The 23,088-nt window shown below is 72.2% G+C and carries 24 protein-coding genes and 1 riboswitch; of the genes, 9 read left to right on the top strand and 15 right to left on the bottom strand.

Going from position 1 to position 23,088, the window contains the following annotated elements; all coding sequences use genetic code 11:
• Positions 1–13: 13 nt before the first annotated feature.
• Positions 14–1,252, bottom strand: coding sequence for an NAD(P)/FAD-dependent oxidoreductase (locus ACGFZS_RS04225; RefSeq protein ID WP_393793807.1), 1,239 nt, complete (start codon positions 1,250–1,252; stop codon positions 14–16).
• 189 nt (positions 1,253–1,441) lie between these two features.
• Positions 1,442–1,553, top strand: a riboswitch (TPP riboswitch).
• Between ACGFZS_RS04225 and thiO the strand changes: the two genes are divergently transcribed.
• From thiO to ACGFZS_RS04210, 3 genes are all read left to right on the top strand, one after another.
• Entirely contained in the window at positions 1,551–2,711 is a 1,161-nt protein-coding gene (gene thiO / locus ACGFZS_RS04220) for a glycine oxidase ThiO (RefSeq protein ID WP_393793806.1), read from the top strand. Its footprint overlaps the riboswitch before it by 3 nt.
• Positions 2,708–2,920, top strand: coding sequence for a sulfur carrier protein ThiS (gene thiS / locus ACGFZS_RS04215; protein ID WP_355707857.1), 213 nt, complete (start codon positions 2,708–2,710; stop codon positions 2,918–2,920). Before thiO ends, thiS begins: the two co-directional genes overlap by 4 nt.
• A gap of 3 nt (positions 2,921–2,923) precedes the next feature.
• Positions 2,924–3,718: a thiazole synthase gene (locus ACGFZS_RS04210; protein ID WP_393793805.1), complete on the top strand. Its 795-nt coding sequence runs from the start codon at positions 2,924–2,926 to the stop codon at positions 3,716–3,718.
• A gap of 102 nt (positions 3,719–3,820) precedes the next feature.
• Here the strand turns inward: ACGFZS_RS04210 and ACGFZS_RS04205 are convergent, their stop codons facing one another.
• Both ACGFZS_RS04205 and ACGFZS_RS04200 read right to left on the bottom strand, forming a co-directional pair.
• Complete coding sequence (locus tag ACGFZS_RS04205; RefSeq protein ID WP_393793804.1) at positions 3,821–4,306, bottom strand: MarR family transcriptional regulator; 486 nt, start codon at positions 4,304–4,306, stop codon at positions 3,821–3,823.
• Positions 4,303–4,809 (bottom strand): MarR family winged helix-turn-helix transcriptional regulator, encoded by a 507-nt coding sequence (locus tag ACGFZS_RS04200; RefSeq protein ID WP_393793803.1) that lies wholly within the window; start codon positions 4,807–4,809, stop codon positions 4,303–4,305. The genes ACGFZS_RS04205 and ACGFZS_RS04200 overlap by 4 nt, the downstream gene beginning before the upstream one ends.
• Positions 4,810–4,948: 139 nt before the next feature.
• On the opposite strand from ACGFZS_RS04200, the gene pknB reads away from it, so the two are divergent.
• Together pknB and ACGFZS_RS04190 are read left to right on the top strand one after the other, a co-directional pair.
• Complete coding sequence (pknB, locus tag ACGFZS_RS04195; protein ID WP_393794115.1) at positions 4,949–6,865, top strand: Stk1 family PASTA domain-containing Ser/Thr kinase; 1,917 nt, start codon at positions 4,949–4,951, stop codon at positions 6,863–6,865.
• Positions 6,866–6,899: 34 nt separating this feature from the next.
• Positions 6,900–7,778, top strand: coding sequence for a deoxyribonuclease IV (locus ACGFZS_RS04190; protein ID WP_393793802.1), 879 nt, complete (start codon positions 6,900–6,902; stop codon positions 7,776–7,778).
• Here the strand turns inward: ACGFZS_RS04190 and ACGFZS_RS04185 are convergent, their stop codons facing one another.
• The 5 genes from ACGFZS_RS04185 to ACGFZS_RS04165 form a co-directional block, all read right to left on the bottom strand.
• Entirely contained in the window at positions 7,779–8,270 is a 492-nt protein-coding gene (locus ACGFZS_RS04185) for a Pycsar system effector family protein (protein WP_365680309.1), read from the bottom strand.
• Positions 8,267–9,346, bottom strand: a complete 1,080-nt coding sequence (locus ACGFZS_RS04180; RefSeq protein ID WP_393793801.1) for a hypothetical protein — start codon at positions 9,344–9,346, stop codon at positions 8,267–8,269. Before ACGFZS_RS04180 ends, ACGFZS_RS04185 begins: the two co-directional genes overlap by 4 nt.
• Positions 9,343–11,550, bottom strand: coding sequence for a hypothetical protein (locus tag ACGFZS_RS04175; RefSeq protein ID WP_393793800.1), 2,208 nt, complete (start codon positions 11,548–11,550; stop codon positions 9,343–9,345). The genes ACGFZS_RS04180 and ACGFZS_RS04175 overlap by 4 nt, the downstream gene beginning before the upstream one ends.
• Positions 11,547–12,341 carry a hypothetical protein gene (locus tag ACGFZS_RS04170; protein WP_393793799.1) on the bottom strand — a complete coding sequence of 265 codons (795 nt, stop codon included), beginning with the start codon at positions 12,339–12,341 and terminating at the stop codon, positions 11,547–11,549. The genes ACGFZS_RS04175 and ACGFZS_RS04170 overlap by 4 nt, the downstream gene beginning before the upstream one ends.
• Positions 12,342–12,451: 110 nt before the next feature.
• Complete coding sequence (locus ACGFZS_RS04165) at positions 12,452–13,144, bottom strand: Crp/Fnr family transcriptional regulator (protein WP_393655277.1); 693 nt, start codon at positions 13,142–13,144, stop codon at positions 12,452–12,454.
• A gap of 234 nt (positions 13,145–13,378) precedes the next feature.
• On the opposite strand from ACGFZS_RS04165, the gene ACGFZS_RS04160 reads away from it, so the two are divergent.
• Entirely contained in the window at positions 13,379–13,888 is a 510-nt protein-coding gene (locus ACGFZS_RS04160) for a DUF4396 domain-containing protein (RefSeq protein ID WP_393793798.1), read from the top strand.
• Between the two features lie 12 nt (positions 13,889–13,900).
• Here ACGFZS_RS04160 and ACGFZS_RS04155 read toward each other — a convergent pair whose 3' ends face one another.
• Positions 13,901–14,533: a sulfite oxidase-like oxidoreductase gene (locus ACGFZS_RS04155; protein ID WP_393793797.1), complete on the bottom strand. Its 633-nt coding sequence runs from the start codon at positions 14,531–14,533 to the stop codon at positions 13,901–13,903.
• A gap of 182 nt (positions 14,534–14,715) precedes the next feature.
• Here ACGFZS_RS04155 and bfr point away from each other — a divergent pair, with 182 nt between their 5' ends.
• A complete protein-coding gene (bfr, locus tag ACGFZS_RS04150; protein ID WP_393655271.1) occupies positions 14,716–15,195 on the top strand; it encodes a bacterioferritin in 480 nt (159 codons plus the stop codon).
• A 15-nt stretch (positions 15,196–15,210) separates the two neighbouring features.
• Here the strand turns inward: bfr and ACGFZS_RS04145 are convergent, their stop codons facing one another.
• Together ACGFZS_RS04145 and ACGFZS_RS04140 are read right to left on the bottom strand one after the other, a co-directional pair.
• Positions 15,211–15,456 (bottom strand): bacterioferritin-associated ferredoxin, encoded by a 246-nt coding sequence (locus tag ACGFZS_RS04145; RefSeq protein ID WP_393793796.1) that lies wholly within the window; start codon positions 15,454–15,456, stop codon positions 15,211–15,213.
• A 122-nt stretch (positions 15,457–15,578) separates the two neighbouring features.
• Positions 15,579–16,931: a class II 3-deoxy-7-phosphoheptulonate synthase gene (locus ACGFZS_RS04140; RefSeq protein WP_355723304.1), complete on the bottom strand. Its 1,353-nt coding sequence runs from the start codon at positions 16,929–16,931 to the stop codon at positions 15,579–15,581.
• Positions 16,932–16,959: 28 nt separating this feature from the next.
• Between ACGFZS_RS04140 and ACGFZS_RS04135 the strand changes: the two genes are divergently transcribed.
• Positions 16,960–17,094: a trp operon leader peptide gene (locus tag ACGFZS_RS04135; RefSeq protein ID WP_189260691.1), complete on the top strand. Its 135-nt coding sequence runs from the start codon at positions 16,960–16,962 to the stop codon at positions 17,092–17,094.
• A 101-nt stretch (positions 17,095–17,195) separates the two neighbouring features.
• Positions 17,196–19,052, top strand: coding sequence for an anthranilate synthase family protein (locus ACGFZS_RS04130; RefSeq protein WP_393793795.1), 1,857 nt, complete (start codon positions 17,196–17,198; stop codon positions 19,050–19,052).
• Between the two features lie 55 nt (positions 19,053–19,107).
• Here ACGFZS_RS04130 and ACGFZS_RS04125 read toward each other — a convergent pair whose 3' ends face one another.
• From ACGFZS_RS04125 to ACGFZS_RS04110, 4 genes are all read right to left on the bottom strand, one after another.
• A complete protein-coding gene (locus ACGFZS_RS04125; RefSeq protein ID WP_393793794.1) occupies positions 19,108–20,136 on the bottom strand; it encodes a 6-phosphofructokinase in 1,029 nt (342 codons plus the stop codon).
• A 148-nt stretch (positions 20,137–20,284) separates the two neighbouring features.
• Positions 20,285–20,947, bottom strand: coding sequence for a response regulator transcription factor (locus tag ACGFZS_RS04120; RefSeq protein ID WP_355723312.1), 663 nt, complete (start codon positions 20,945–20,947; stop codon positions 20,285–20,287).
• Entirely contained in the window at positions 20,944–22,158 is a 1,215-nt protein-coding gene (macS, locus tag ACGFZS_RS04115) for a MacS family sensor histidine kinase (protein WP_365680294.1), read from the bottom strand. Before macS ends, ACGFZS_RS04120 begins: the two co-directional genes overlap by 4 nt.
• 70 nt (positions 22,159–22,228) lie before the next feature.
• A complete protein-coding gene (locus ACGFZS_RS04110; protein WP_365680292.1) occupies positions 22,229–22,966 on the bottom strand; it encodes a lysophospholipid acyltransferase family protein in 738 nt (245 codons plus the stop codon).
• Between the last annotated feature and the right edge of the window lie 122 nt (positions 22,967–23,088).

Below are 23,088 nucleotides of genomic sequence, written 5' to 3'. Positions count from 1 at the left end.
CAGCCCCGCGCCCCTATCGGGGCGCCGCAGTCGCGTTCTTCAAGGGGCGGGCCGGATCCGCGAGGGCATCCGCGTCCATTTCCTGCCCCGCCTGGATCAGTCGTCGTCCCTGTGCCAGATCACGCGGGCGACCGACCGCCAGGAGGGCTACCAGGCGGTCCTCGCGCAGCCAGCAGACGCTCCAGGACGGGCCGGACGGGTCGCCGCGCCACACCATGCGGTCGTCCGCCGCGTGGTGGCCGGCGTACTGGACGAAGCGGCCGAACTGCTCCGACCAGAAGTACGGCACGGGGTCGTAGACGGCGTCGGTCTCGCCGAGGATGTTGGCGGCGACGGTGCGCGGGCCCTGGAGGGCGTTGTCCCAGTGGTGGATGAGCAGGCGCTCGCCGTAGCGGCCGGACGGGAAGGAGGCGCAGTCGCCGACCGCGTAGACGTCCGGGACGCTGGTGCGCAGCCGGTCGTCGGCGAGCACCTCGCCGTGGGGGCCCAGCTCGATGCCGGAGCCGGTCAGCCAGGCGGTGGCGGGGCGGGCGCCGATGCCGACCACGACGGCGCCCGCGGGCACCTGTGAGCCGTCGTCGAGCACCACCGCGCCGGGCTCGACGCGTGCCACGCGCGCGTGGGTGCGCAGGTCGGCGCCGCTGTCGGCGTACCAGGCGGCCATCGGCACGGCCACCTCGGCGGGCAGCGCCCCGGCGAGCGGACGGTCGGCGGCCTCCACGACGGTGACCGCGCAGCCGGCCTCGCGGGCCGCGGTGGCGAACTCGGCGCCGATCCAGCCCGCGCCGACGACCACGACGTCGTGCTGCCGGACGAGCACGGGCCGCAGCCGTTCGGCGTCGTCGAGGGTGCGCAGCAAATGGACGCCGGGCACGCCCTCGGTGCCGGGCAGCGTGATCGGCTCGGCTCCGGTGGCGAGGACCAGCACGTCGTACGGCACCGGTCCGGTCTCGGTGTCCAGCTCGCGGTCGGCGGGGCGCACGCCCAGCGCCTCGCGGCCGAGCGCCAGCTCGATGTCGAGGGCCTCGAAGTCGACCTCGAAGGCGGAGTTCTCGGCCTTGCCGAGCAGCACGGCCTTGGAGAGCGGCGGCCGGTCGTACGGCTGGTGCGGTTCGGCGCCGATCAGGGTGACGGGGCCGGTGAACCCCTGTTCGCGCAGGGCCACGGCGGTCTGTACCCCGGCCATGCCCGCGCCCACGACGACCACGCGTCGCGCCTGTGACGTGCCCTGCTGCTGCGTCTGCTCGCTCACCTGATCACCATAGACACGAACGATAGACAACTGACAGAGAGTCAGTCAGGGGGCGTGCTGGGTGACCTCTTGCACAAGGACTTGCACAGGCCCTTGCACAGGACCCTGCACAGAACTTTGCACAAGACCTTCCGCGGCACCGGCCCAGGCCGTCTTACCGGGGCGGAGCCCCGCGGGCTAGGGTGGCGGGGAAGCACACGCGGGAGCCCGGACGCACCGGGCTGAGAGGGAGGCTGGCGGCCTCCGACCGTACGAACCTGATCCGGGTCATGCCGGCGAAGGGAGGGGCTGGACGCCCATGTCCTCACATACGTCCGACGTCCTCGTCATCGGGGGCGGAGTCATCGGCCTGGTCACGGCCTGGCGGGCGGCCCAGCGCGGGCTCGCCACCGCCGTGGTCGATCCCGATCCCGGCGGCGGGGCCGCGCAGGTGGCGGCCGGGATGCTGGCCGCGGTCACCGAACTGCACTACGGCGAGCAGACCCTGCTGGGGCTCAACCTGGCCTCCGCCCGCCGCTATCCCGACTTCGCCGCCGAACTGACCGAGCTCACCGGCCAGGACCTCGGCTACCGGCGCTGCGGCACCCTCGCGGTCGCCCTGGACGCCGACGACCGGGCCCATCTGCGGGAGCTGCACACCCTCCAGCGGCAGTCGGGCCTGGAGTCGGAGTGGCTGTCGGGACGGGAGTGCCGGCGCCTGGAGCCGATGCTCGCGCCGGGTGTGCGCGGCGGGCTGCGGGTCGACGGCGACCACCAGATCGACCCGCGCCGGCTGGCGGCCGCCCTGGTGGCCGCGTGCGAGCGGGCCGGGGTGGTGTTCCACCGGGACTGGGCGGAGCGCCTGGAGGTGGTACGGGAGCGCGCCACCGGCGTCCTCACCCGCGCGGGTGACACCTGCGGCGCGCGGCAGCTGGTGCTCGCCGGCGGGAGCCTGAGCGGCCGGCTCGCGGGCGTGCCCGACGACGTGCTGCCGCCGGTGCGGCCGGTGAAGGGGCAGGTGCTGCGGCTGACCGTGCCGAAGCGGTACGCGCCGTTCCTCAGCCGGACCGTACGGGCCGTGGTGCGCGGCAGCCAGGTCTACCTGGTGCCGCGGGAGAACGGCGAGCTGGTGGTCGGCGCGACCAGCGAGGAGCTGGGCTGGGACACGACGGTCACCGCGGGCGGCGTGTACGAGCTGCTGCGCGACGCGCACGAACTGGTCCCCGGGATCACCGAGCTGCCGCTCACCGAGACCCGGGCCGGGCTGCGCCCCGGCTCCCCCGACAACGCGCCGCTGCTCGGGCCGACCCGCCTCGACGGCCTGCTGCTGGCCACCGGGCACTACCGCAACGGGGTGCTGCTCACGCCGGTCACGGGGGACGTGATGGCGGAGCTGCTGGCCGGCGGGGAGCTGCCCGAGGAGGCCCGTCCGTTCACGCCGAGGCGATTCGGCACCGTACTCGTGGAGCAGACCGCATGAACCTCTCCGTCACCATCTCCGTCAACGGCGAGCGCCGGGAGATCGCCCCGGGCACCGCGCTCGACACGCTCGTACGGTCCCTCACGCCCGCGCCCTCCGGGGTGGCCGCGGCGGTCAACGAGACCGTCGTACCGCGCGGCGAGTGGCCGGGCACGGCGCTCGCCGAGGGCGACCGCGTGGAAGTCCTCACCGCCGTGCAGGGAGGCTGAGCCATGGCAGACGATCCGTTCGTGCTCGGGGGTACGACGTTCTCCTCCCGTCTGATCATGGGGACCGGGGGCGCACCGAGCCTGGAGGTGCTGGAGCGGGCGCTGGTCGCGTCCGGGACCGAGCTGACCACGGTCGCGATGCGGCGGGTGGACCCGGGGGTACGGGGTTCCGTGCTGTCGGTCCTCGAACGGCTGGGGATCCGGGTGCTGCCGAACACCGCCGGCTGTTTCACGGCGGGTGAGGCGGTGCTGACGGCCCGGCTGGCGCGGGAGGCGCTGGGGACCTCGCTGGTCAAGCTGGAGGTCATCGCCGACGAGCGCACCCTGCTGCCGGATCCGGTCGAGCTGCTGGACGCGGCGGAAACGCTGGTCGACGACGGGTTCACAGTGCTGCCATACACCAACGACGACCCCGTGCTGGCCAGGAAGCTGGAGGACGTCGGGTGCGCGGCGGTGATGCCGCTGGGGTCGCCGATCGGGTCGGGGCTCGGGATCCGCAACCCGCACAACTTCCAGCTGATCGTCGAGCACGCGCGCGTGCCGGTGATCCTGGACGCGGGGGCCGGTACGGCGTCGGACGTGGCGCTGGCGATGGAGCTGGGGTGTGCGGGGGTGATGCTGGCGTCGGCGGTGACGCGGGCGCAGGATCCCGAGCGGATGGCTCACGCCATGCGGGCCGGGGTGGAGGCGGGGCGGTTGGCCCGGCTGGCGGGGCGGATTCCGCGGCGGTACCTCGCGGAGGCGTCGTCTCCTGCGGAGGGCCTGGCCGTGCTGGATCCCGAGCGCCCCGCCTTCTGACCGCCGGTCCGCTCCCGCCTTCCTCTCCCACCCACGCACCGCCCGGGACGGTTCGCCGAAGAGGTGGCCCCCTCCCGTGGGGGTCGAGCGCCGTCGGCGGCCTCAGGCGCTGGTCAGCTCGGTGTTCGCGCGGTCCGTGATCAGGGTCAGTACGCGGCCCGCGACCGCGAGGTCCGCCGCCGGGATGCCGGCGTACAGGCGGGCGGCTATCGCGCCGCTCTCGGCGGCGACGCGCTCGTACAGGTCCCGTCCGGTGCCGGTGGGGCGCAGCCGGGACGGGTCGGCCGGGTCGGCCTCCAGCAGCTTCGCGGTCAGCAGTTCCTCGATCACGCCGTGCACGAACGAGTCGTCGGTCTTCAGCGCGCCGCTGACCTCGCCGACGAGTTCGTCGCGGCCGACGGGCTCGGCGGCGATCGCGACGAGCCGGAGCGTCACGTTCTGGTGGAAGGTGACGCCGTGGCGGTCGAGCACGCGCTCCAGGAGGGCGCGCGGGGCGTGGTGGGCCAGGCCGATGATCCGGGCGTTGACGGCGGGTGCGGTGGTGGTAGCGGGTGCGGTGGCGGTGGCGGTGGCGGTGGCAGTGGTCATGACTGCTCCTTCTCGTTCTCGGTCTCGATCTCGATCTCGGTCTCGGTGTACGGGTCAAGAGGTGCGTCGAGCAGGATGGCGAGTTCGCGGGTGAACTCGCGGGCGCGAGGGCCGCGCTGTCCCCCGAGGGGCGCCAGCAGCTGGTCCAGCAGGCCCTGGACCACCCCGATCGCCCGGCGGGTGATGTCGCGCCCCTGGTCGGTGAGCGTCAGCCGGATGGCGCGCGGGTCGTCCGGGTCGCGGGTGCGGGCGACGAGTCCGGCGGTCTCCAGGGCGCGGGCGAGCTTGGAGACGTAGAGCGGTTCCAGGCCGGTGTGGTCGGCGAGCTCGCGCTGGCTGGGCCGCAGTCCGGTGCGTCCCATGCCGTACAGCGACGCCATCACCGCGTACTGGGCGTGGGTCAGGCCCAGCGGTGCGACCGCCCGGTCGACGGCCACCCGCCACTTCGTCGACAGGCGCCAGACCAGGTATCCCGCCGTCGCGTTCTCAGCTGCTTCGCTCACGAGAAATACAGTACATGGATATTATGTACATGGCTACTACTTTCTGGTGTCGAGCGTCACAGCTCCGCTGCAGTCCGGGGAGTGAGCGGTCTTACCTGTGGGACTGTCAGTCCGGGCTCGTACACTCGCCTGCGTGGATATGACCCTTCAGGACCCTCTCGTCGGGCAGGTGCTCGACGGCCGTTATCGCGTCGACGCGCGGATCGCCGTCGGCGGGATGGCCACGGTGTACCGGGCCCTGGACGTCCGGCTGGACCGTGTGCTCGCCCTGAAGGTGATGCACCCGGCCCTCGCCGTGGACGGGTCCTTCGTCGAGCGGTTCATCAGGGAGGCCAAGTCCGTCGCCCGGCTGGCCCACCCGAACGTGGTCCAGGTCTTCGACCAGGGGACCGACGGGACGTACGTGTATCTCGCGATGGAGTACATCGCCGGGTGCACCCTGCGTGACGTGGTGCGCGAGCGCGGTGCGCTGCAGCCGCGGGCCGCGCTGGACATCCTGGAGCCGGTGCTGGCCGCGCTGGGCGCCGCGCACCGCGCCGGGTTCGTGCACCGGGACATGAAGCCCGAGAACGTGCTGATAGGGGACGACGGGCGGGTCAAGGTCGCCGACTTCGGTCTGGTGCGGTCCGTGAACAGCGTCACCAGCACGACGGGGGCCGTCCTCGGAACCGTGTCCTATCTCGCGCCCGAGCAGGTCGAGAACGGGGCCGCCGATCCGCGCGTCGACGTCTACGCGTGCGGTGTCGTGCTCTACGAGATGCTCACCGGGCAGAAGCCGCACGACAGCGACTCGCCCGCGGTGATCCTCTACAAACACCTCCACGAGGACGTGCCGCCGCCATCCGCCGCCGTGCCGGGGCTCGCCTACGAGCTGGACGAACTGGTCGCCCTCGGCACCGCCCGCAACCCCGAGGTCCGGCCCTACGACGCCGTCGCGCTGCTGGCCCGGGTGCGGGAGGCCCGGGCCGCGCTCCGCGACGAGCAGTTGGACGCCGTACCGCCGCAGGCGCTGGCGGCGACCGGGCACGAGACGGCCGAGAACCGGACGAGCGTCCTTCCGCGGTCGCTGACCGTGCCCCGGCCGCTGCCCGTCAACGAGGTGGACGAAGGCGTCCTGCGGACCAGCCGGTTCGAGGCGCCCCCGGCCCCGGAGCGGCGGCGCCGGTCCGGCTCCCGGCGGGGGCTCATCACCCTGCTGGCGGCGCTGCTCGTGGTCCTCGGTGCCGGCACCGGGGTCTGGTACATCAACTCCGGGCAGTTCACCAAGGTCCCGCCGCTGCTGGCGAAGACGGAGGCCCAGGCCACCGCACGGCTGAAGGAGGCCGGGCTCGACGTCAGGACGGTCGAGCACGCCTACAGCGACACGGTGAAGCGGGGCACGGTGATCAGCACCGACCCGGCGGCCGGCCGGCGCATCCGCAGCAACGACTCGGTGACGCTCACGATCTCGGACGGCCCCGAGACCGTGAACGTGCCGGACGTACAGGGGCGGACCCTGGCCAGGGCCAGGGCGCTGCTCAAGGCCGACGGGCTCGCACCGGGCATGGTGACCCGGGAGTTCAGCGACAGCGTGCCCAAGGGGTCGGTGATCAGCACCGACCCGGGCATAGGGACGAAGCGGCACACGGGGAGCGCGATCGCGCTCGTCGTCAGCAAGGGCTCGCCGGTCGACGTCCCGGACGTCACCGGTGAGGATCTGGACGACGCCCGGCAGGAGCTCCAGGAGGCCGGGCTGAAGGTGACGGTCTCCGCCACCGAGGTCAACTCCGAGTACGACCAGGGGCAGGTCGCCCAGCAGACCCCGGCGGGCGACGCCCGGGCCGCCGAGGGCGACACGGTGACGCTGACCCTGTCCAAGGGCCCCGAGATGGTCGAGGTGCCCGACGTGGTCGGGGCCACGGTCGACGACGCGACCAAGCTGCTGGAGCAGTCGGGCTTCCAGGTCAAGGAGGACCGCGGGCTGCTCGGGCTGTTCGGCAACACGGTGAAGCAGCAGTCGGTGGACGCCGGGGAACAGGCGCCCAAGGGGTCGACGATCACGATCACCATCCGGTGACCGGGGCCCGGCCCCGGCGTGACACCCTTGACGGGTGAAGAGTCAGCACACCGGTCCCCTCCGCAACCCCGTCGGCGGGCATGTCCCCGTGGCCGGCGGCCTGCACTCCGTGGGGCTGTCGTACGCCCGTGAGCTGCGGGCCGAGACCGTGCAGGTCTTCGTCGCCAACCCGCGCGGCTGGGCCACCCCGGCGGGCAACCCGAAGCAGGACGAGGACTTCCGCGCGGCCTGCGCGGAGGGGGCGATCCCGGCGTACGTGCACGCGCCCTACCTGATCAACTTCGGCTCGCACACCGAGGCGACCGTGGAGAAGTCGGTGGAGTCGCTGCGGCACTCGCTGCGGCGCGGGCGGGAGATCGGCGCGCTGGGCGTGGTCGTGCACACCGGGAGCGCGACCGGCGGCCGGGCCCGGGAGGTCGCCCTGAAGCAGGTGCGGGCGCACCTGCTGCCGCTGCTGGACGAGCTGACCCATGACGACGACCCGTTCCTGCTCCTGGAGTCCACCGCCGGTCAGGGCTTCTCGCTCTGCTCCCGGACCTGGGACTTCGGGCCGTACTTCGAGGCGCTGGACGCCCATCCGAAGCTGGGCGTCTGCCTGGACACCTGCCACATCTTCGCCGCCGGGCACGACCTGACCGGGCCGAGCGGGATGCACCGGACGCTGGACCTGCTGGTGGACACCGTCGGCGAGGGGCGGCTGAAGCTGATCCACGCCAACGACTCCAAGGACGTCGTCGGCGCGCACAAGGACCGGCACGAGAACATCGGCGCCGGGCACATCGGCGAGGATCCGTTCCGCGCGCTGATGACCCACCCGGCGACCGCGGGCGTACCGCTGATCATCGAGACGCCCGGCGGCAAGGAGGGGCACGCGGCCGACGTCGAGCGGCTCAAGCGGCTGCGGAAGGGCTGATCAGCCGGCCGCCAGCGGCACCGCCGCCAGCAGCAGCCCCGCCGCCAGCAGCGCCATCGACCGGCGCAGCCAGCGGTACTTGGCCGACAGGATCACGCTGACGTCCTGGAACTGGGTCAGCAGCCAGCCCACCGGATCCGCCCCGGCCTCGGCGGCGGCGCGGCGCAGTGCCTCCGGGTCGCCGGCGGTGAGGGCGTCGGCGTAGAAGGTCGGGCCGGGTGCCGAGCGGACCGTGCGGGTGCGGGGCACGATCACCGCGAGCAGCAGCAGGGTGCCGGCCGCCCACAGCGCCCCGCCGATCACGAGGAAGGCCAGGGCGACGCCGGAGGCGCCGGACGGCGCCCCTCTGCCGAGGGCCAGCGCGGGCACCGCGACCGCCCCCGAGAGCAGGACGGACGCCTTGACGTCCGCCCTGCCCAGGTCCTCCCGCACGGTCAGCAGCAGCCGTTCGGCCACGTAGTGCGCGGCGGCGTCCGGGTCGCCTGCGGTCATCGGCGTGCCTCGGGGCTGGAGTCGTCCTCCACCCCCGTCCCCTCTCCGGGGATGGTGTCCGCCGGCGGGGCCGGCGGGATGGGCGGGGGCGCGTCGGCCGGGAGCAGCGGGGGCGCGGGCGGCATCGGCGGGATCGGCAGCGAGGTCGGAGCCTGCGGCAGGCCGTTGGGAAAGACCCCGGTGGAGACCGTGCGGCTGAAGTCGATGAGGGCCTGGACCTGGTCGTCGATCTGGTGGCGCTGCACCACGCCCTGGTTGATCAGGTTGGTCAGGTAGTCCAGGGCGCCCTGGCGCTGTTCGCGGGCCTGCTGCTGGAGCACACCGAGGATCTCGTGGGCGCGGCTCGGGTCGGCGGCCAGCATGTGGGCGTACTGGGCGGTCTCGCCCGCGCCGATCAGCTTCTGCGCGTCGTCGATGTTGGCGGCGATCCGCGCCTTGTTGGCGGTGTCGATGGCCTCCTGGACCATACTGCCCTTCTCCACCGCGACCATCTGGGCCTGGTGGTCAGCGGCCGCCTGGCCGAGGTCGATACGGACGAACACCTGGGTGGCCAGGCCCAGTTCGGCGCCGAATTCGCCCCACCGGCCGCTGGCCAGCTCGTCCTGGATGGCCTCGTCGACCTGCTGGGCCGAGTCCAGGCTGTAGCGGCGGCTGAGCCCGCGCAGCCGGGCCTCCAGCGAGGGCCGCAGCATCCGTTCCACGTCGACCACCCGCTTCTCGGCGGCCTGGTAGAAGTCCCGCACCTCCCAGTTGACGTCGGCACCGGCCCGGAACTGGGCCCGGTCGCCGAGGGTGGGCAGCTCCAGCTGGAAGGAGACCTGGTGCTGGCCGCGGGCGATCCAGCACACCGAGGTGGGCTTGCCCATCAGCGGCTTGTTGACGTGCTCGGCGCCGCGCACGGTGATGATGCTGTGCCCGCCGTTCTTGTAGTAGAGCACCGAGGCCACCTGGCTGTTGCGGTGCCGGTACGCCGCCTGCGGGGCGAACTCGCGGACGAAGGGGCCTCTGAGGTCGTGCGGAAGGACGAACTCCTGGTCCTGGGGCGGCCACGGCTGCCCCCACTGGTTGTTGCTCATCGTGTACTCGCTCCCTGGACCGCCCCCCACAGGCGGCGGACCTGCTGTTCGTTCAGTGGTTGGTCGGGGTCTTCGGTCAGTTCCTTGATCAGGCCCAGCAGTCGGTTGCGGTCGTCGTGGCTGTGGACGAGGAACGGCAGGAACCGCTCCAGCGCGCCGGCCCAGGGCTGGTCGGCCGAGCCGCGCAGCCAGTCGGTCAGGGACTCGATCGCCGCCTCGTACGACCGCGGGGTCTGCAGCGCCGTCCACAGGAGACCGGCGAGTTCCGGGGCGAGGGCGGGCCGGACGGCGGCCAGGGCCAGCATCAGCGGCCAGTCGCCGTAGCCCTCCAGGTCCTCGTGCTGGTTCCAGAGGTCGGTGACGGGGACGGCGGCGAGATAGACGGTGCTCTGCAGGCCGAGGTCCTGCTGGGGCCGGCGTTCGTCGGAGAGCCAGGCGCGGATCCGGCGCAGGGTCTGGGCCTCGGGGTGGGCGCCGGCGAAGTGGGCGACCTGGACGGAGGCGTCGGCCCGCAGCCTGCCTTCGTCCCAGACGCCGATCCCGCCGAGCAGGTCGAGGGACTCGCGGACGGTGTCGGTGGCCCGGCCCCGGCCGAGCACCGCGCCCGCGGTCCAGCGGCGCTGTTCGTCGCCGTGCCGGGCCCAGGAGGTGACCAGGGCGCGGACGGCGGTGCCGACCTCCTGGGAGCGCAGGGCCACGTCGAGGACGGTCGCGGCGAACAGCCGGCGGCGCGCCTGTTCGGCCTGGGCCATGGGCTGGACCAGTTCGTGCACGGTGTGGGAGAGGTCGAGCCGGCACAGCTGTCCGGCGGCGACGGCGGCCCGCACCCAGACCTGGGGCCGGGTGTCCTCGCTCAGTCCGGCCAGCCAGCGCAGTACGGGCCCGCGCGCGTTGTGCCGGTGCTGCCAGAGGTGGCCGAGGACGGCCGGGGCGAGGGCCTCGCCGCCGAACCGCACGGTGCGCACCGGCACCTCCTCGCTGCCGACGACCTCCTCGGTGCCGAGTTCGGCGACCGCGCGGGCGGAGACCAGCCGGGCGTCGACGCCGTCGCTGAAGAGCGGGCGGCCGGGGGTGGCCTCCGGGTCGACGGTGACGGCCAGTTCCCAGGCGAGCACCTCGGCGGCCTCGGCGACGGAGCTCAGCGAGGCCCCTTCCAGGACGGCGACGGCGATCCGGTAGGCGGCGTCCCGCAGCCGCTCCGGGGTCTCGGAGCGGACCCCGCCGGCGAACCACTCGGCGGCCTGGTTCTCGGCGAACTCACGGCATTTGTCGAGGAGTCCGTCGTGGGTGAGCTCGTCCCGGGTGTGCTGGGCCAGCAGTGTCGCGAAGAGGGCCGCCTCGGCCGGCCGCAGTTCGTCCAGGCCCCGCGCCTCCAGGACGTCGGGGTCCAGGGCGGTGGCCCGGGCCCGCTCGTACAGCTCGGGGGCCTGGTCCTCCAGTTCGACGGCGAGATGGCCTTCGAGTACGGAGGTCTGGGCGGCCGGGGTGTGGGCGCGGTAGTAGCGGCCGCTGCGGGAGAGCACGTCACCGGGTTCCGGGGTGGCGAGCAGGACCGCGAACGCCTCCTTGGTGCGCAGCAGTTCGCAGAGCCGGTCGAGGCCGGTCTCGTCCGGTAACCCGGTGGCGCTGGGTTCCAGGGCGTAGCCGTGGCCGTCGTCGATCTGCTGGTCGTCCAGGTTGTCCAGGTCGGTGCGCGGGTCGAGGCGGGAGACCTGGCCGCGGGTCAGGTCGTCGAGGAGGGACAGCGCGGTGTAGGCGCGGCCGGTGCCGGGCTGGCCGTACAGGACCAGGAGGCGTCCGCCGCTCAGCTGCTCGCGGTAGTCGTCGTAGTCCGCGGGCTCCTGGAAGACCCGGCGCAGTCTGCGCAGTTCGTCGGCCGGGAGCGGGCCGGCGAGCAGGCGTTCGGTCGGCTGCCGGCCGTAGACGTTCATCGTGGTGACGGAGCCGGAGCTGATCAGGGTGCCGGTGCCGTGCTGGCTGACGGTGGAGCGGTAGATCCGGGAGGCGGCGGCGGCCGCTCCGGGGAGCGCCTCCTCGCCGAGCGGGTCGGCGGCGGAACCGCCGATGAGGTCGGACTTCTCCGGTTCGGGCGCGCCGCCGGACTCGGCGCCCTGCGGTTTGTCCGGCTCGGCCTTCTGCTGGGGCTGGGGTTGCGGCTGCGGTTTCGGGTTGCCCTGGGGCGGCGGGGGGTTCTGCGCGTTCACCGGTCACCGCCGCGGGACTTGATGTTGATGGTGCCGATGTGCTGGGCGGCGATGAGGTCGCCGCTGCCGTTCTGGGTGTTGTTCTGGACGTAGGTGTCCCTGGGCCCCTGGGGCGCCGGCGGCCCGGGCGGGGTGCCGCCGCCGGGTCCGCCGGAGCCGCCCGGCCCGGACGGGCCGTCCCCTCCGTCGGGGCCCGACTCCTCGGGCAGTTCGGGGGGCTGGGGCAGGCCCGGGACCATGAACCAGGCGGTCTTGCGGCCTTCCTTGAGCTCTACGTCGTGCCGGCGGTAGTGCCGGGGTTCCACCCAGCGGCCGCCGGGGCGGACGACGTCCTCGTAGAGCTGGTCGGAGGCGGCCACCACCAGGGGCGCGTCGGCCGCGGCCTTGAGGAGCGCCTTGGCGATGTCGCAGTCGCCGAGCCGGCAGGCGAGGTCGACGGCGCGTCCGGAACGGCCGTGCGCGTCGGCGGTGACCGGGCCGATGTGCAGTCCGGCGCGCAGGCGCAGCGGGGTGCGCAGGCTTCGGTTGGTCTCGCGGAGGTTCTGGTGGAGGTACTCCAGCCACTCCCCCATCACCCGCCGGGGCGGCACGTCCGGCGCCAGCACGCTGAGGATGCCGTCGCCGCGGTCCTCCTGGTAGAGCCGTGGCGGGCGGATGCCGGCCTGTTCGAAGGCGGTGCCCATGACCTCGTAGAGTCTGCGCCGCATCTCGGGTTTCTCGGTGTCGGACAGCAGGCCCGAGCCCATCGCGTCCACGTTGACGATGAAGCCGTACGCGGCTTCCCCCTCCATCGCTTTCTCCTCCCTGCCGTCCCGCCGGGCCACCGGCGCCTGAGGTGCGATGCTCGCGGAGCCGGCCGGTCGCCGCTGTAGCCGTTTACACAGCACGGGACTCGGTTCTTCTAGGTCTCGTGCGGTTGTCCGGCGGCGAGCAGGCGGAGCGGGTCCAGATCGGCCACGGCCAACGTGCCGGGACCGGTGCGGACCAGCCCTTGTTCGCGTAAGAGGCGCAGGGCCTTGGCGACGGCCTCGCGGGTGGAGCCCACGGACGCGGCCAGTTCGTGCTGCGCGAGGGGCAGCCGTATCGTCACGGCCTCGTTCTCCAGCCGGCCGGTGCGGTCGGCCAGTTCGACCAGGCGCTCGGCGAGCCGCTGCAGCACGGTCATGGAGGCCAGGGCCCGGCGCTCGTGGTCCGCGCTGCGCAGCCGCTCGGCGAGCTGGCTCATCATCAGCGCGTTGGCGTGCGGCCGCGAGGCCAGGAACCGGCGGAACCGCTCACCGGACACGACCAGGCCGGTCACCGGGCCCAGGGTGCTCACCGAGGCGCTGCGCGGGCGGCCGTCGAGCGCCGCCATGTCGCCGACGACCTCGCCGGCCCGGCGCAGGGCCAGGATCAGCCGGCCGCCGCGTTCGGTCGGGGTCCACACCGTGCACCAGCCGCTGAGCAGGACCACCGCGAACGTGGTGCGATCACCCTCCGCGACGACCGTGTCGTACGGCGGGTACTCGTGCCGGGTACCCAAACCCGCCAGCGCTTCCCGGTCCCCCGGACCGAGGCCCCCCATGAAGGTATGCCGCTCTCCGAACAGCCCCACCGTCGTCCCCCGACCGCTCGCCCCCGAACCGGACCACAAGCGGAACCCCAAGGGCCCCTTGGATCCGTCTCTGCCCGGCAAGTCTCCCGCCAGGCAAGGATCTCAGCGTAGCGCTCTGGGCACGGAAAGTGCCGTCCGTTACCGGAACGAGCCCCAACCCTTCACGGGAATACCCCAGGGGGGTATATATGTTGGCGTCACGGAAGGATCCGCATCGGACACCGGGGGTCGGTCATGGACCACGAACACGCCACGCACGAGCACACCGCCCACACGCACGAACAGCACGGGTCGCACGGCGGCGCCGGCGCCTCCTGGACCATGGCCGCCCAGGCCACCCTGCACTGCCTCACCGGCTGCGCCATCGGCGAGGTGCTGGGCATGGTGGTCGGCACGGCCTTCGGCTGGGGGAACCTGCCGACCACCCTGCTGGCGATCGTGCTGGCGTTCTTCTTCGGCTACGCGCTCACCATGCGCGGGGTCCTGAAGGCGGGCGTCGACCTGCGCACCGCGCTGCGGGTGGCGCTGGCCGCGGACACCCTGTCGATCGCGGTGATGGAGCTGATCGACAACGGCACGATCCTGGTCTGGCCGGCCGCGATGGACGCCCAGCTGGGCGACGCGCTGTTCTGGATCTCGCTGGCGATCTCGCTGGTGCTGGCGTTCCTCGTGACCACACCGGTCAACAAGTGGACGATCGGGCGGGGCAAGGGGCACGCGGTGGTGCACCGGTACCACCACTGAGCCCGCCCGGCCTCAGAGCTCCGGACCGTCCCCCGGCCCCTCCTGGTAGGAGTAGCGCTGCTCCTGCCAGGGGTCGCCGATGTTGTGGTAGCCGCGCTCCTCCCAGAAGCCCCGGCGGTCGGCGGTCATGTACTCGATGCCACGGACCCACTTGGGCCCCTTCCAGGCGTACAGATGGGGTACGACCAGGCGCACCGGGAAGCCGTGCTCGGCGGTGAGGAGTTCACCGTCCTTGTGGGTGGCGAAGATCGTGCGCTCGGCGGCGAAGTCCAGGAGGCGCAGATTGGAGCTGAAGCCGTACTCGGCCCAGACCATCACATGGGTGACATCGGGGGCGGGCGGCGCGAGCTCCAGGACGGTCCACGCGGGGATCCCGCCCCACTCCGCGCCGAGCATGCTGAACTTCGTCACGCAGTGCAGATCGGCGACCACGGTGGCGTACGGCAGGGCGGTGAACTGCTCGTGGCTCCAGGTGCGCACACCCCCGTCGGCGGTGGCGCCGAAGACCCTGAACTCCCAGCGCTCCGGCCGGAACTTGGGTACCGGACCGTAGTGGGTGACCGGCCAGCCGCGCTGCAGTCGCTGCCCCGGCGGAAGCTCGGACCCCGCGGCTTCTCGAGACGCACGCTCCACCGGATGACCCATGCCTTCCATCCTGACAGACCGCGGGCGGTGCACCCGACCAGCCAGACCGCTCACCGGTCATCAAATCGGTCAACTGCCACCAATCATGGACTTACTTACTAAGTCCGCACTTACTGGACGATCTTCTACGCCAGTGCAATCATGCGCCGCAAACACACCCGTGCGTGGAAGGAGCCTCTGCGATGCAGGGCGACCCCGAGGTCATCGAATTCCTCAACGAGCAGCTCACCGGTGAGCTCACCGCGATCAACCAGTACTTCCTGCACGCGAAGATGCAGGAGAACTTCGGCTGGTTCAAGCTCGCGAAGTACACCCGGCACGAGTCGTTCGACGAGATGAAGCACGCCGAGGTGCTCACCGACCGGATCCTGTTCCTGGAGGGGCTGCCCAACTACCAGCGGCTGTTCCACGTCCGCGTGGGGCAGACCGTGAAGGAGATGTTCGAGGCCGACCGGCAGATCGAGGTGGAGGCGATCGACCGGCTCAAGCGCGGGATCAAGGTGATGCGCGAGAAGGGCGACGTCACGTCCGCGAACATCTTCGAGGACATCCTCAAGGACGAGGAGCACCACATCGACTACCTCGACACCCAGCTGGAGCTGGTGGAGAAGCTCGGCGAGGCGCTCTACATCGCCCAGCTGATCGAGCAGCCGGAGAGCTGACCCGGGCGGCTCGGCCTAGGCGGCTTCGTCCAGTCCGTCGAGCCCGCCGTCGATCTCGGAGAGCACCGGGCGGCCCTGGTCGGCCAGCTCGCGGCGGGGGCAGGCGCCCCGGCCCAGGATCGCCTGGATGCGGCGGACGCACGAACCGCAGTCCGTGCCCGCCTTGCAGGCGGACGCTATCTGGCGAGGGGTACAGGCGCCGTCCTCCGCGTGCTGCTTGACCTGTGCCTCGGTCACCCCGAAACAGCTGCAGACGTACACGCGGATTCACCTCCCGCCGGGATCGATAAGGTCAACCTAACCTTACCCGGCGCGCCCGGCCCGCAAAAGTGCGGTGGGGCGCGGATCGTATGTGATCCGCGCCCCACCCCATGGTCGACCGGTTACTGGTCCCGGTACATCTCCGCCACGAGGAACGCCAGGTCCAGGGACTGGCTGCGGTTCAGGCGGGGGTCGCAGGCCGTCTCGTAGCGCTGGTGCAGGTCGTCGACGAAGATCTCGTCGCCGCCGCCCACGCACTCGGTGACGTCGTCACCGGTGAGCTCGACATGGATGCCGCCCGGGTGGGTGCCGAGGGTCTTGTGGACCTCGAAGAAGCCCTTGACCTCGTCGAGCACGTCGTCGAAGCGGCGGGTCTTGTGGCCCGAGGCCGCCTCGAAGGTGTTGCCGTGCATCGGGTCGGTCACCCAGGCCACGGTGGCGCCCGACGCGGTGACCTTCTCGACCAGCTCGGGGAGCTTGTCACGGACCTTGTCCGCGCCCATCCGGACGACGAAGGTCAGCCGGCCCGGCTCGCGGTCCGGGTCGAGGCGGTCGATGTAGCGCAGCGCCTCCTCGGCCGTCGTGGTCGGGCCGAGCTTGAGGCCGAGCGGGTTGCGGATCTTCGAGGCGAACTCGATGTGCGCCCCGTCCAGCTGCCGGGTGCGCTCGCCGATCCACACCATGTGCGCCGAGACGTCGTACAGCTTGCCGGTGCGGGAGTCGACCCGGGTCAGGGCGGACTCGTAGTCGAGGAGCAGCGCCTCGTGCGAGGAGAAGAACTCGACCGTCTTGAACTCCTCGGGCTCCGCGCCGCAGGCCCGCATGAAGTTCAGCGCGTTGTCGATCTCGCGCGCGAGCTGCTCGTAGCGCTGGCCCGACGGGGAGGACTTGACGAAGTCCTGGTTCCAGGCGTGCACCTGGCGCAGGTCGGCGTAGCCGCCGGTGGTGAAGGCACGCACCAGGTTCAGCGTGGAGGCGGACGCGTTGTACATCCGCTTCAGCCGCTCGGGGTCCGGGATACGGGCCTTCTCGTCGAAGTCGAAGCCGTTGACCGAGTCGCCGCGGTACGTCGGCAGGGTCACGCCGTCGCGGGTCTCGGTCCCCTTGGAGCGCGGCTTGGAGTACTGGCCGGCGATCCGGCCCACCTTCACCACGGGCACCGACGCCGCGTACGTCAGCACGGCACCCATCTGGAGGAGGGTCTTGAGCTTGTTGCGGATGTGGTCGGCCGACACGGCGTCGAAGGCCTCGGCGCAGTCGCCGCCCTGGAGGAGGAACGCCTCTCCCTTGGCGACGGCCGCCATCCGGGCGCGCAGCTGGTCGCACTCGCCCGCGAAGACGAGCGGCGGATACGACTCCAGCTCCGCAACGACTGCGCGCAGAGCCTCGGGGTCGGGGTACTCGGGCTGCTGCGCCGCGGGCAGGTTTCGCCAGGTGTTGCCAGCACCGAGGCTGGTCTTAGCGTTCACGGTCACCTCGTAAACATTACGGGGTCGTGTCGCCATGTTTTCCTCCCGCTCGACTGGTGAGACAGAGCGATTGTCCTGTGGACAGGGCGCGGAGTGGGGTAGGGTTTTTCGCATGTTCGCGCATTCGACCCAGAACTGGTGGTGGACCGCTTCTCCGGCGGCCCACTGATTGCGCGTACGCAAGACTTCGCGAAGGCCGCCCGAGGGGCGGCCTTCGGTGTTTTCCGGGGTCGTTCCTCTCACCCACCAGCCCCACCAGGCAGAGGAACCATGGACCTGACCCAGTTGCTCCACGACGACCGCCCCTTCGCCCTGCTCCGCCGGCGCACGCCCGGCCACGACGAGAACACGGTGGAGGTCCTGGTCGGCCCGGTCACCGCCCACGACCGGCTCGCCGACCTGCCCGAGGAGGGGCTCGCCCTCGTGCCGTACCGGCAGATCCGGGAGCGGGGGTTCGATGTGCGGGACGACGGGACGCCGCTGCTGGTGCTGTCGCCTTCGGTGGTATGTCACATTCCACTCGACGAGGCCCTCGCCGCCCTCCCCTCCCACGACGTCCACGTAGCCGCCGGCGCCTTCGACGTCGACGACGACGCGTACGCGGAGATCGTCGGCCGGGTGCTGCGCGAGGAGATCGGCCGGGGCGAGGGGGCGAACTTCGTGATCCGGCGGACGTACCAGGGCGAGATCCCCGGCTTCGGCCGCGCCGACGCGCTGGCGCTGTTCCGGCGGCTCCTGGAGGGCGAGCGGGGCGCGTACTGGACGTTCGTCGTGCACACCGGGGACCGCACGCTGGTCGGGGCCAGCCCGGAGGTGCATGTCCGGATGTCCGGCGGCACGGTCGTCATGAACCCGATCAGCGGCACCTACCGCTATCCCGCCGAGGGCCCCACGCCCGAGCACCTGCTCGATTTCCTCGCCGACGGCAAGGAGATCGAGGAGCTGTCGATGGTCGTCGACGAGGAGCTCAAGATGATGTGCACCGTCGGCGACATGGGCGGGGTCGTCGTCGGGCCCCGGCTGAAGGAGATGGCGCACCTCGCGCACACCGAGTACGAGCTGCGCGGCAGGTCCTCGCTGGACGTACGGGAGGTCCTGCGGGAGACCATGTTCGCGGCGACGGTCACCGGCTCGCCGGTGCAGAACGCCTGCCGGGTGATCGAGCGCCACGAGGTCGGGGGGCGCGGCTACTACGCCGGTGCGCTGGCCCTGCTCGGCCGGGACTCCGGGGGCGCCCAGACCCTGGACTCGCCCATCCTCATCCGTACCGCCGACATCGACGCGCGGGGGCGGCTGCGGGTGCCCGTCGGCGCCACGCTGGTGCGCGGCTCGGACCCGGCGGGCGAGGTCGCGGAGACCCACGCGAAGGCCGCGGGCGTGCTGGCCGCCCTGGGTGTACGACCGGCCCGGCCGCGCACGGAGGGTGCGCGCCCCCGGCTCGCCGACGACCCCCGGGTGCGGGCCGCGCTGGACGGGCGCCGGGCCGCGCTGGCGCCGTTCTGGCTGCGGATGCGGGAGCGGACGAAGGAACTGGCCGGGCACGCGCTCGTGGTGGACGCCGAGGACACGTTCACGGCGATGCTCGCGCATGTGCTGCGGGCCGGGGGGCTGGACGTCACCGTCCGGCGGTACGACGAGCCCGGGCTGCGGGACGCGGTGCGCGCGCACGAGGGTCCGGTGGTGCTGGGCCCGGGCCCCGGTGACCCGTCCGACCTGGACGATCCGAAGATGCGGTTCCTGCGGAAGCTGACGGCGACGGTGCTTCGCGAGCACCGGCACGGGGTGCTGGGCGTCTGCCTCGGGCACGAGCTGATCGCGGCGGAACTGGGCCTGGAGATCGTCCGCAAGGAGGTGCCGTACCAGGGGGCGCAGACGACCGTGGACCTGTTCGGGCGGCCGGAGACCGTCGGCTTCTACAACAGCTTCGTGGCCCGCTGCGACGAGGAGGCGGCACGGGAGCTGGCGGCGCACGGGGTGGAGGTGAGCCGGGCGGCGAACGGCGAGGTGCACGCGCTGCGCGCCGCCCGCTTCACCTCGGTCCAGTTCCACCCGGAGTCGATCCTGACGCTGAACGGCCAGACGATCGTGGCGGAACTGCTGAGCGGAGCTCCTCTCCGCCGGCCGTGACCGGGCGGACGCGCCGGGCCGTGGGCGGGATCCGGCCCACGGCCCGGCGCGCCGGTCAGCCGAAGAACACCCCGACCTCTTCGTAGAGCTTCAGGTCGACGGTCTTCAGTTTGGCCGTGGCCTCGGCGATCGGTACCCGGACGATGTCGGTGCCGCGCAGGGCGACCATCTTGCCGAAGTCGCCGTCGCGGACGGCCTCGATGGCGTGCAGGCCGAAGCGGGTGGCGAGCCAGCGGTCGAAGGCGCTCGGGGTGCCGCCACGCTGGATGTGCCCGAGGACCGTGGTGCGGGCCTCCTTGCCGGTGCGCTTCTCGATCTCCTTGGCGAGCCACTCGCCGACCCCGGAGAGGCGGACGTGCCCGAAGGAGTCGAGGGTGCCGTCCTTGAGGACGGCCTCGCCGTCCTTGGGCATGGCGCCCTCAGCGACGACCACGATCGGGGCGTAGGACGCCTTGAAACGCGAGGTCACCCAGGCGCAGACCTGGTCGACGTCGAAGCGCTGCTCGGGGATGAGGATGACGTTGGCGCCGCCGGCGAGGCCGGAGTGGATGGCGATCCACCCGGCGTGCCGGCCCATCACCTCGCAGACCAGGACCCGCATATGGGACTCGGCGGTGGTGTGCAGCCGGTCGATGGCCTCCGTCGCGATGCCGACGGCGGTGTCGAAGCCGAAGGTGTAGTCGGTGGCGGACAGGTCGTTGTCGATGGTCTTCGGGACGCCGACGACGGGCACGCCGTACTCGTCGGTGAGGCGGGCGGCGACGCCGAGGGTGTCCTCGCCGCCGATCGCGATGAGCGCCTCGACCTCCAGCTTGGCGAGGTTGTCCTTGATCCGGCGGATGCCGTTCTCCTGCTTGAGGGGGTTGGTGCGCGAGGAGCCGAGGATGGTGCCGCCGCGGGGCAGGATGCCGCGCACGGCGGGGATGTCGAGGCGGACGGTGTCGCCTTCGAGGGGTCCGCGCCAGCCGTCCCGGAAACCGACGAAGTCGTAGCCGTACTCCTGCACGCCCTTGCGGACGACGCCCCGGATGACGGCGTTGAGCCCGGGGCAGTCGCCGCCTCCGGTCAGTACTCCGACCCGCATGGAAATGTCCCTTCGCCGCGGTTGCCTGGTGAGGGTCACGCTAGTGGTGATCCAGGTCACACAGGGATGGGCGGGAAGGGCAATTCCGGTGAATCGGTGGGCGGTTGGTTTACTTGCCGTCAAGGGCGAAGATCACATCACCTGTGGATCATTCGTCGTCGAGGCCGCGCTCTATCGCATAACGGACCAGCTCCACCCTGTTGTGCAGCTGGAGTTTGCCGAGGGTGTTCTGGACGTGGTTCTGCACCGTGCGGTGCGAGATGACCAGGCGCTCGGCGATCTGCTTGTAGCTCAGGCCCTTGGCGACCAGCCGCAGCACCTCGGTCTCGCGGTCGGTGAGCCGGGGCGCGTCGGGCCGCTCGGCATCCGCGGCCGGGGCCGGTTCGGAGGCGAGCCGGCGGTACTCGCCGAGGACCAGCCCGGCGAGACCGGGCGTGAACACCGGGTCGCCGACGGCGGTACGGCGCACCGCGTCCAGGAGTTCCTCGGTCGAGGCCGACTTCAGCAGATAGCCGGTCGCGCCGGACTTCACCGCCTCCAGGACGTCGGCGTGCTCCCCGCTGGCCGAGAGGACCAGGACCCGCAACGCCGGGTTGTGCCCGACGAGTTCCTTGCAGACCTGGACGCCGGGCTTGGCGGGCAGGTTGAGGTCCAGGACGAGGACGTCGGGCGCGGCGGCCTTGGCCCGGCGCACCGCCTGGTCGCCGTCCCCGGCGGTGGCGACCACCTCGAACCCGGACTCGGCCAGGTCCCGGGCGACCGCGTCGCGCCACATCGGGTGGTCGTCGACCACCATCACCTTGATGCTCATCGCCGCTCCGCCTTCCCCGGGGAGACCTTCGGTACCTTCAGCTCCACTTCCGTGCCCTGCCCGGGAGTCGAGAACAGCTCGGCGCTGCCGCCGAGGTCGCGCAGCCGTCCGCGGATCGACTGGGCCACCCCGAGCCGCCCCTCCCCCTCGGCCTGGGCGAGCCGCCCCTCCGGGATGCCGGGGCCGTCGTCCCGTACGGTCACCACGATCCCGTCCGGCTCGTCCTCGACCAGGATCCAGGCCCGCGCCGTCTCCCCCGCGTGCCGGCGCACGTTCTCCAGGGCGGCGCCGACGGCGGCGGCCAGTTCACGGGCCGCGTGCGGCGCCAGCGTCACCGGAGCGCCGGGCTCGGCCAGGCTCACCCGGGACCCGGCGTACGGCGCGAGCAGCGTCCGCAGATCGACGGGACCGGAGTCGTCCGGTTCCTCGACGAGGCGTACGACCGCCCCGTCGGCGGCGTCCTCGGAGGCCCGCGAGAGCGGCACCAGGCCGCCGGAGACGAGCGTGCGCAGGGCCACCTCCTGCTCCCCGGCCAGCCGCCCGAGTTCGGCCGCCTCGCCGCCGAGGACCGCCCCGCGCCGCTGCACCATGGCGAGCACCTGGAGCACGCTGTCGTGGATGTCCCGGGCCAGCCGCTCGCGTTCCCGGGTGGCGGCCTCGATCTCCAGGGCGCGGGCGAGGGTGCGCTCGGAGGCACGGGCGACCTCCACGACGTACCCGATGGCGATGGACGCCACCCAGACCAGGACCACGCTGTGGACGGTGTCGCGGGCCGGGTGGCCGCGCTCGATCAGGTTGGCGGCGGCCACCGGGGTGGAGGCGAACGCGGCCCAGCGCCAGCCGCCCTTGATGGCGAAGGCGAGGACCGAGCCGGCGGTCCATATCGACGGCAGGGTGGGGCCGCCGCGGTCGATGTGGCCCTGGGTGACCACCCAGGGGGTCAGCACGATGCCGGTGATCGCGATCGCGAGGTCGACGGCGAGGAAGCGCTTGGTGCAGGCCGCCGCGTTCTGCACACGGGGCAGGGTCGCCAGGGTCCAGACGGTCAGGACGGCGTAGTAGCCGATGGCGACGCCCGGCCGGTCGTAGTCCTCGTAGGCGGAGGCGAACAGGCCTATCGCGTACAGCAGGGTCAGCACGCGGTAGCCGGTGAGCGCGCGCCACAGCGGCTGCTCGACCGACATCCGTACGACCCGTTCCCGCTTGGTCATGCCCCCCAGTCCCCCATCCCCGGGCCGGGCCCTCGGTCCCCGGCCCCTCGGTCCCCCGTGCGCCGCACCGTCAGGACTCGGCGGCCTTCTTCTCCGCCTTCGCGGCGTCCTTGCCGGCCTTGGCGGCCTCGGCGATCTGCCGCTTGGCGGCGGTCGCGTAGATGTCGACGTACTCCTGGCCCGAGAGCTTCATGATCTCGTACATGACCTCGTCGGTCACCGCGCGCAGCACGAACCGGTCGTGCTCCATGCCCTGGTAGCGGCTGAAGTCCAGCGGCCTGCCGATCCGGATGCCCGGACGCATCAGCTTGGGCATCACCTGCCCCGGCGGCTGGATCTTCTCGGTGTCGATCATGGCGACCGGGATCACCGGGGCGCCGCTCGCGAGCGCCACGCGCGCGAGGCCGCCGGGCTTGCCCCGGTAGAGACGGCCGTCGGGCGAGCGGGTGCCCTCCGGGTAGATGCCGAACAACTCGCCGCGCTCCAGCACCTCCAGGCCGCTCCTGATCGCCGCCTCGCCGGCGCCGCGCGCGCCGGAACGGTCCACCGGGAGCTGGCCGACACCCTTGAAGAAGGCGGCCGTCAGCCGGCCCTTCACCCCGGGTGTGGTGAAGTACTCGGCCTTCGCGATGAAGGTGACCTTGCGGTCCAGCACCGCGGGCAGGAAGAACGAGTCCGAGAAGGACAGGTGGTTACTGGCCAGGATGGCCGCGCCCTCGGCCGGGATGTTCTCCAGGCCCTCCACCCAGGGCCTGAAGGTGACCTTCAGCGGTCCCCCGATGGCGACCTTCATCGCGCCGTACAACAACCCAGTGCCTCCTGTTTCTGTCGATGAGACCTTAACCCGGAGCGCCGGGAATGGGCCCGACGACCCTGGTCGGTGTCAGTGCCGTCGCGTACGGTGAAGCACATCCGAAGTCGTCGTTCGGG

This window comes from Streptomyces sp. NPDC048288 (genome assembly GCF_043201555.1).
Lineage (GTDB): Bacteria > Actinomycetota > Actinomycetes > Streptomycetales > Streptomycetaceae > Streptomyces.
This window is presented reverse-complemented; position numbering and strand designations above follow the sequence as displayed.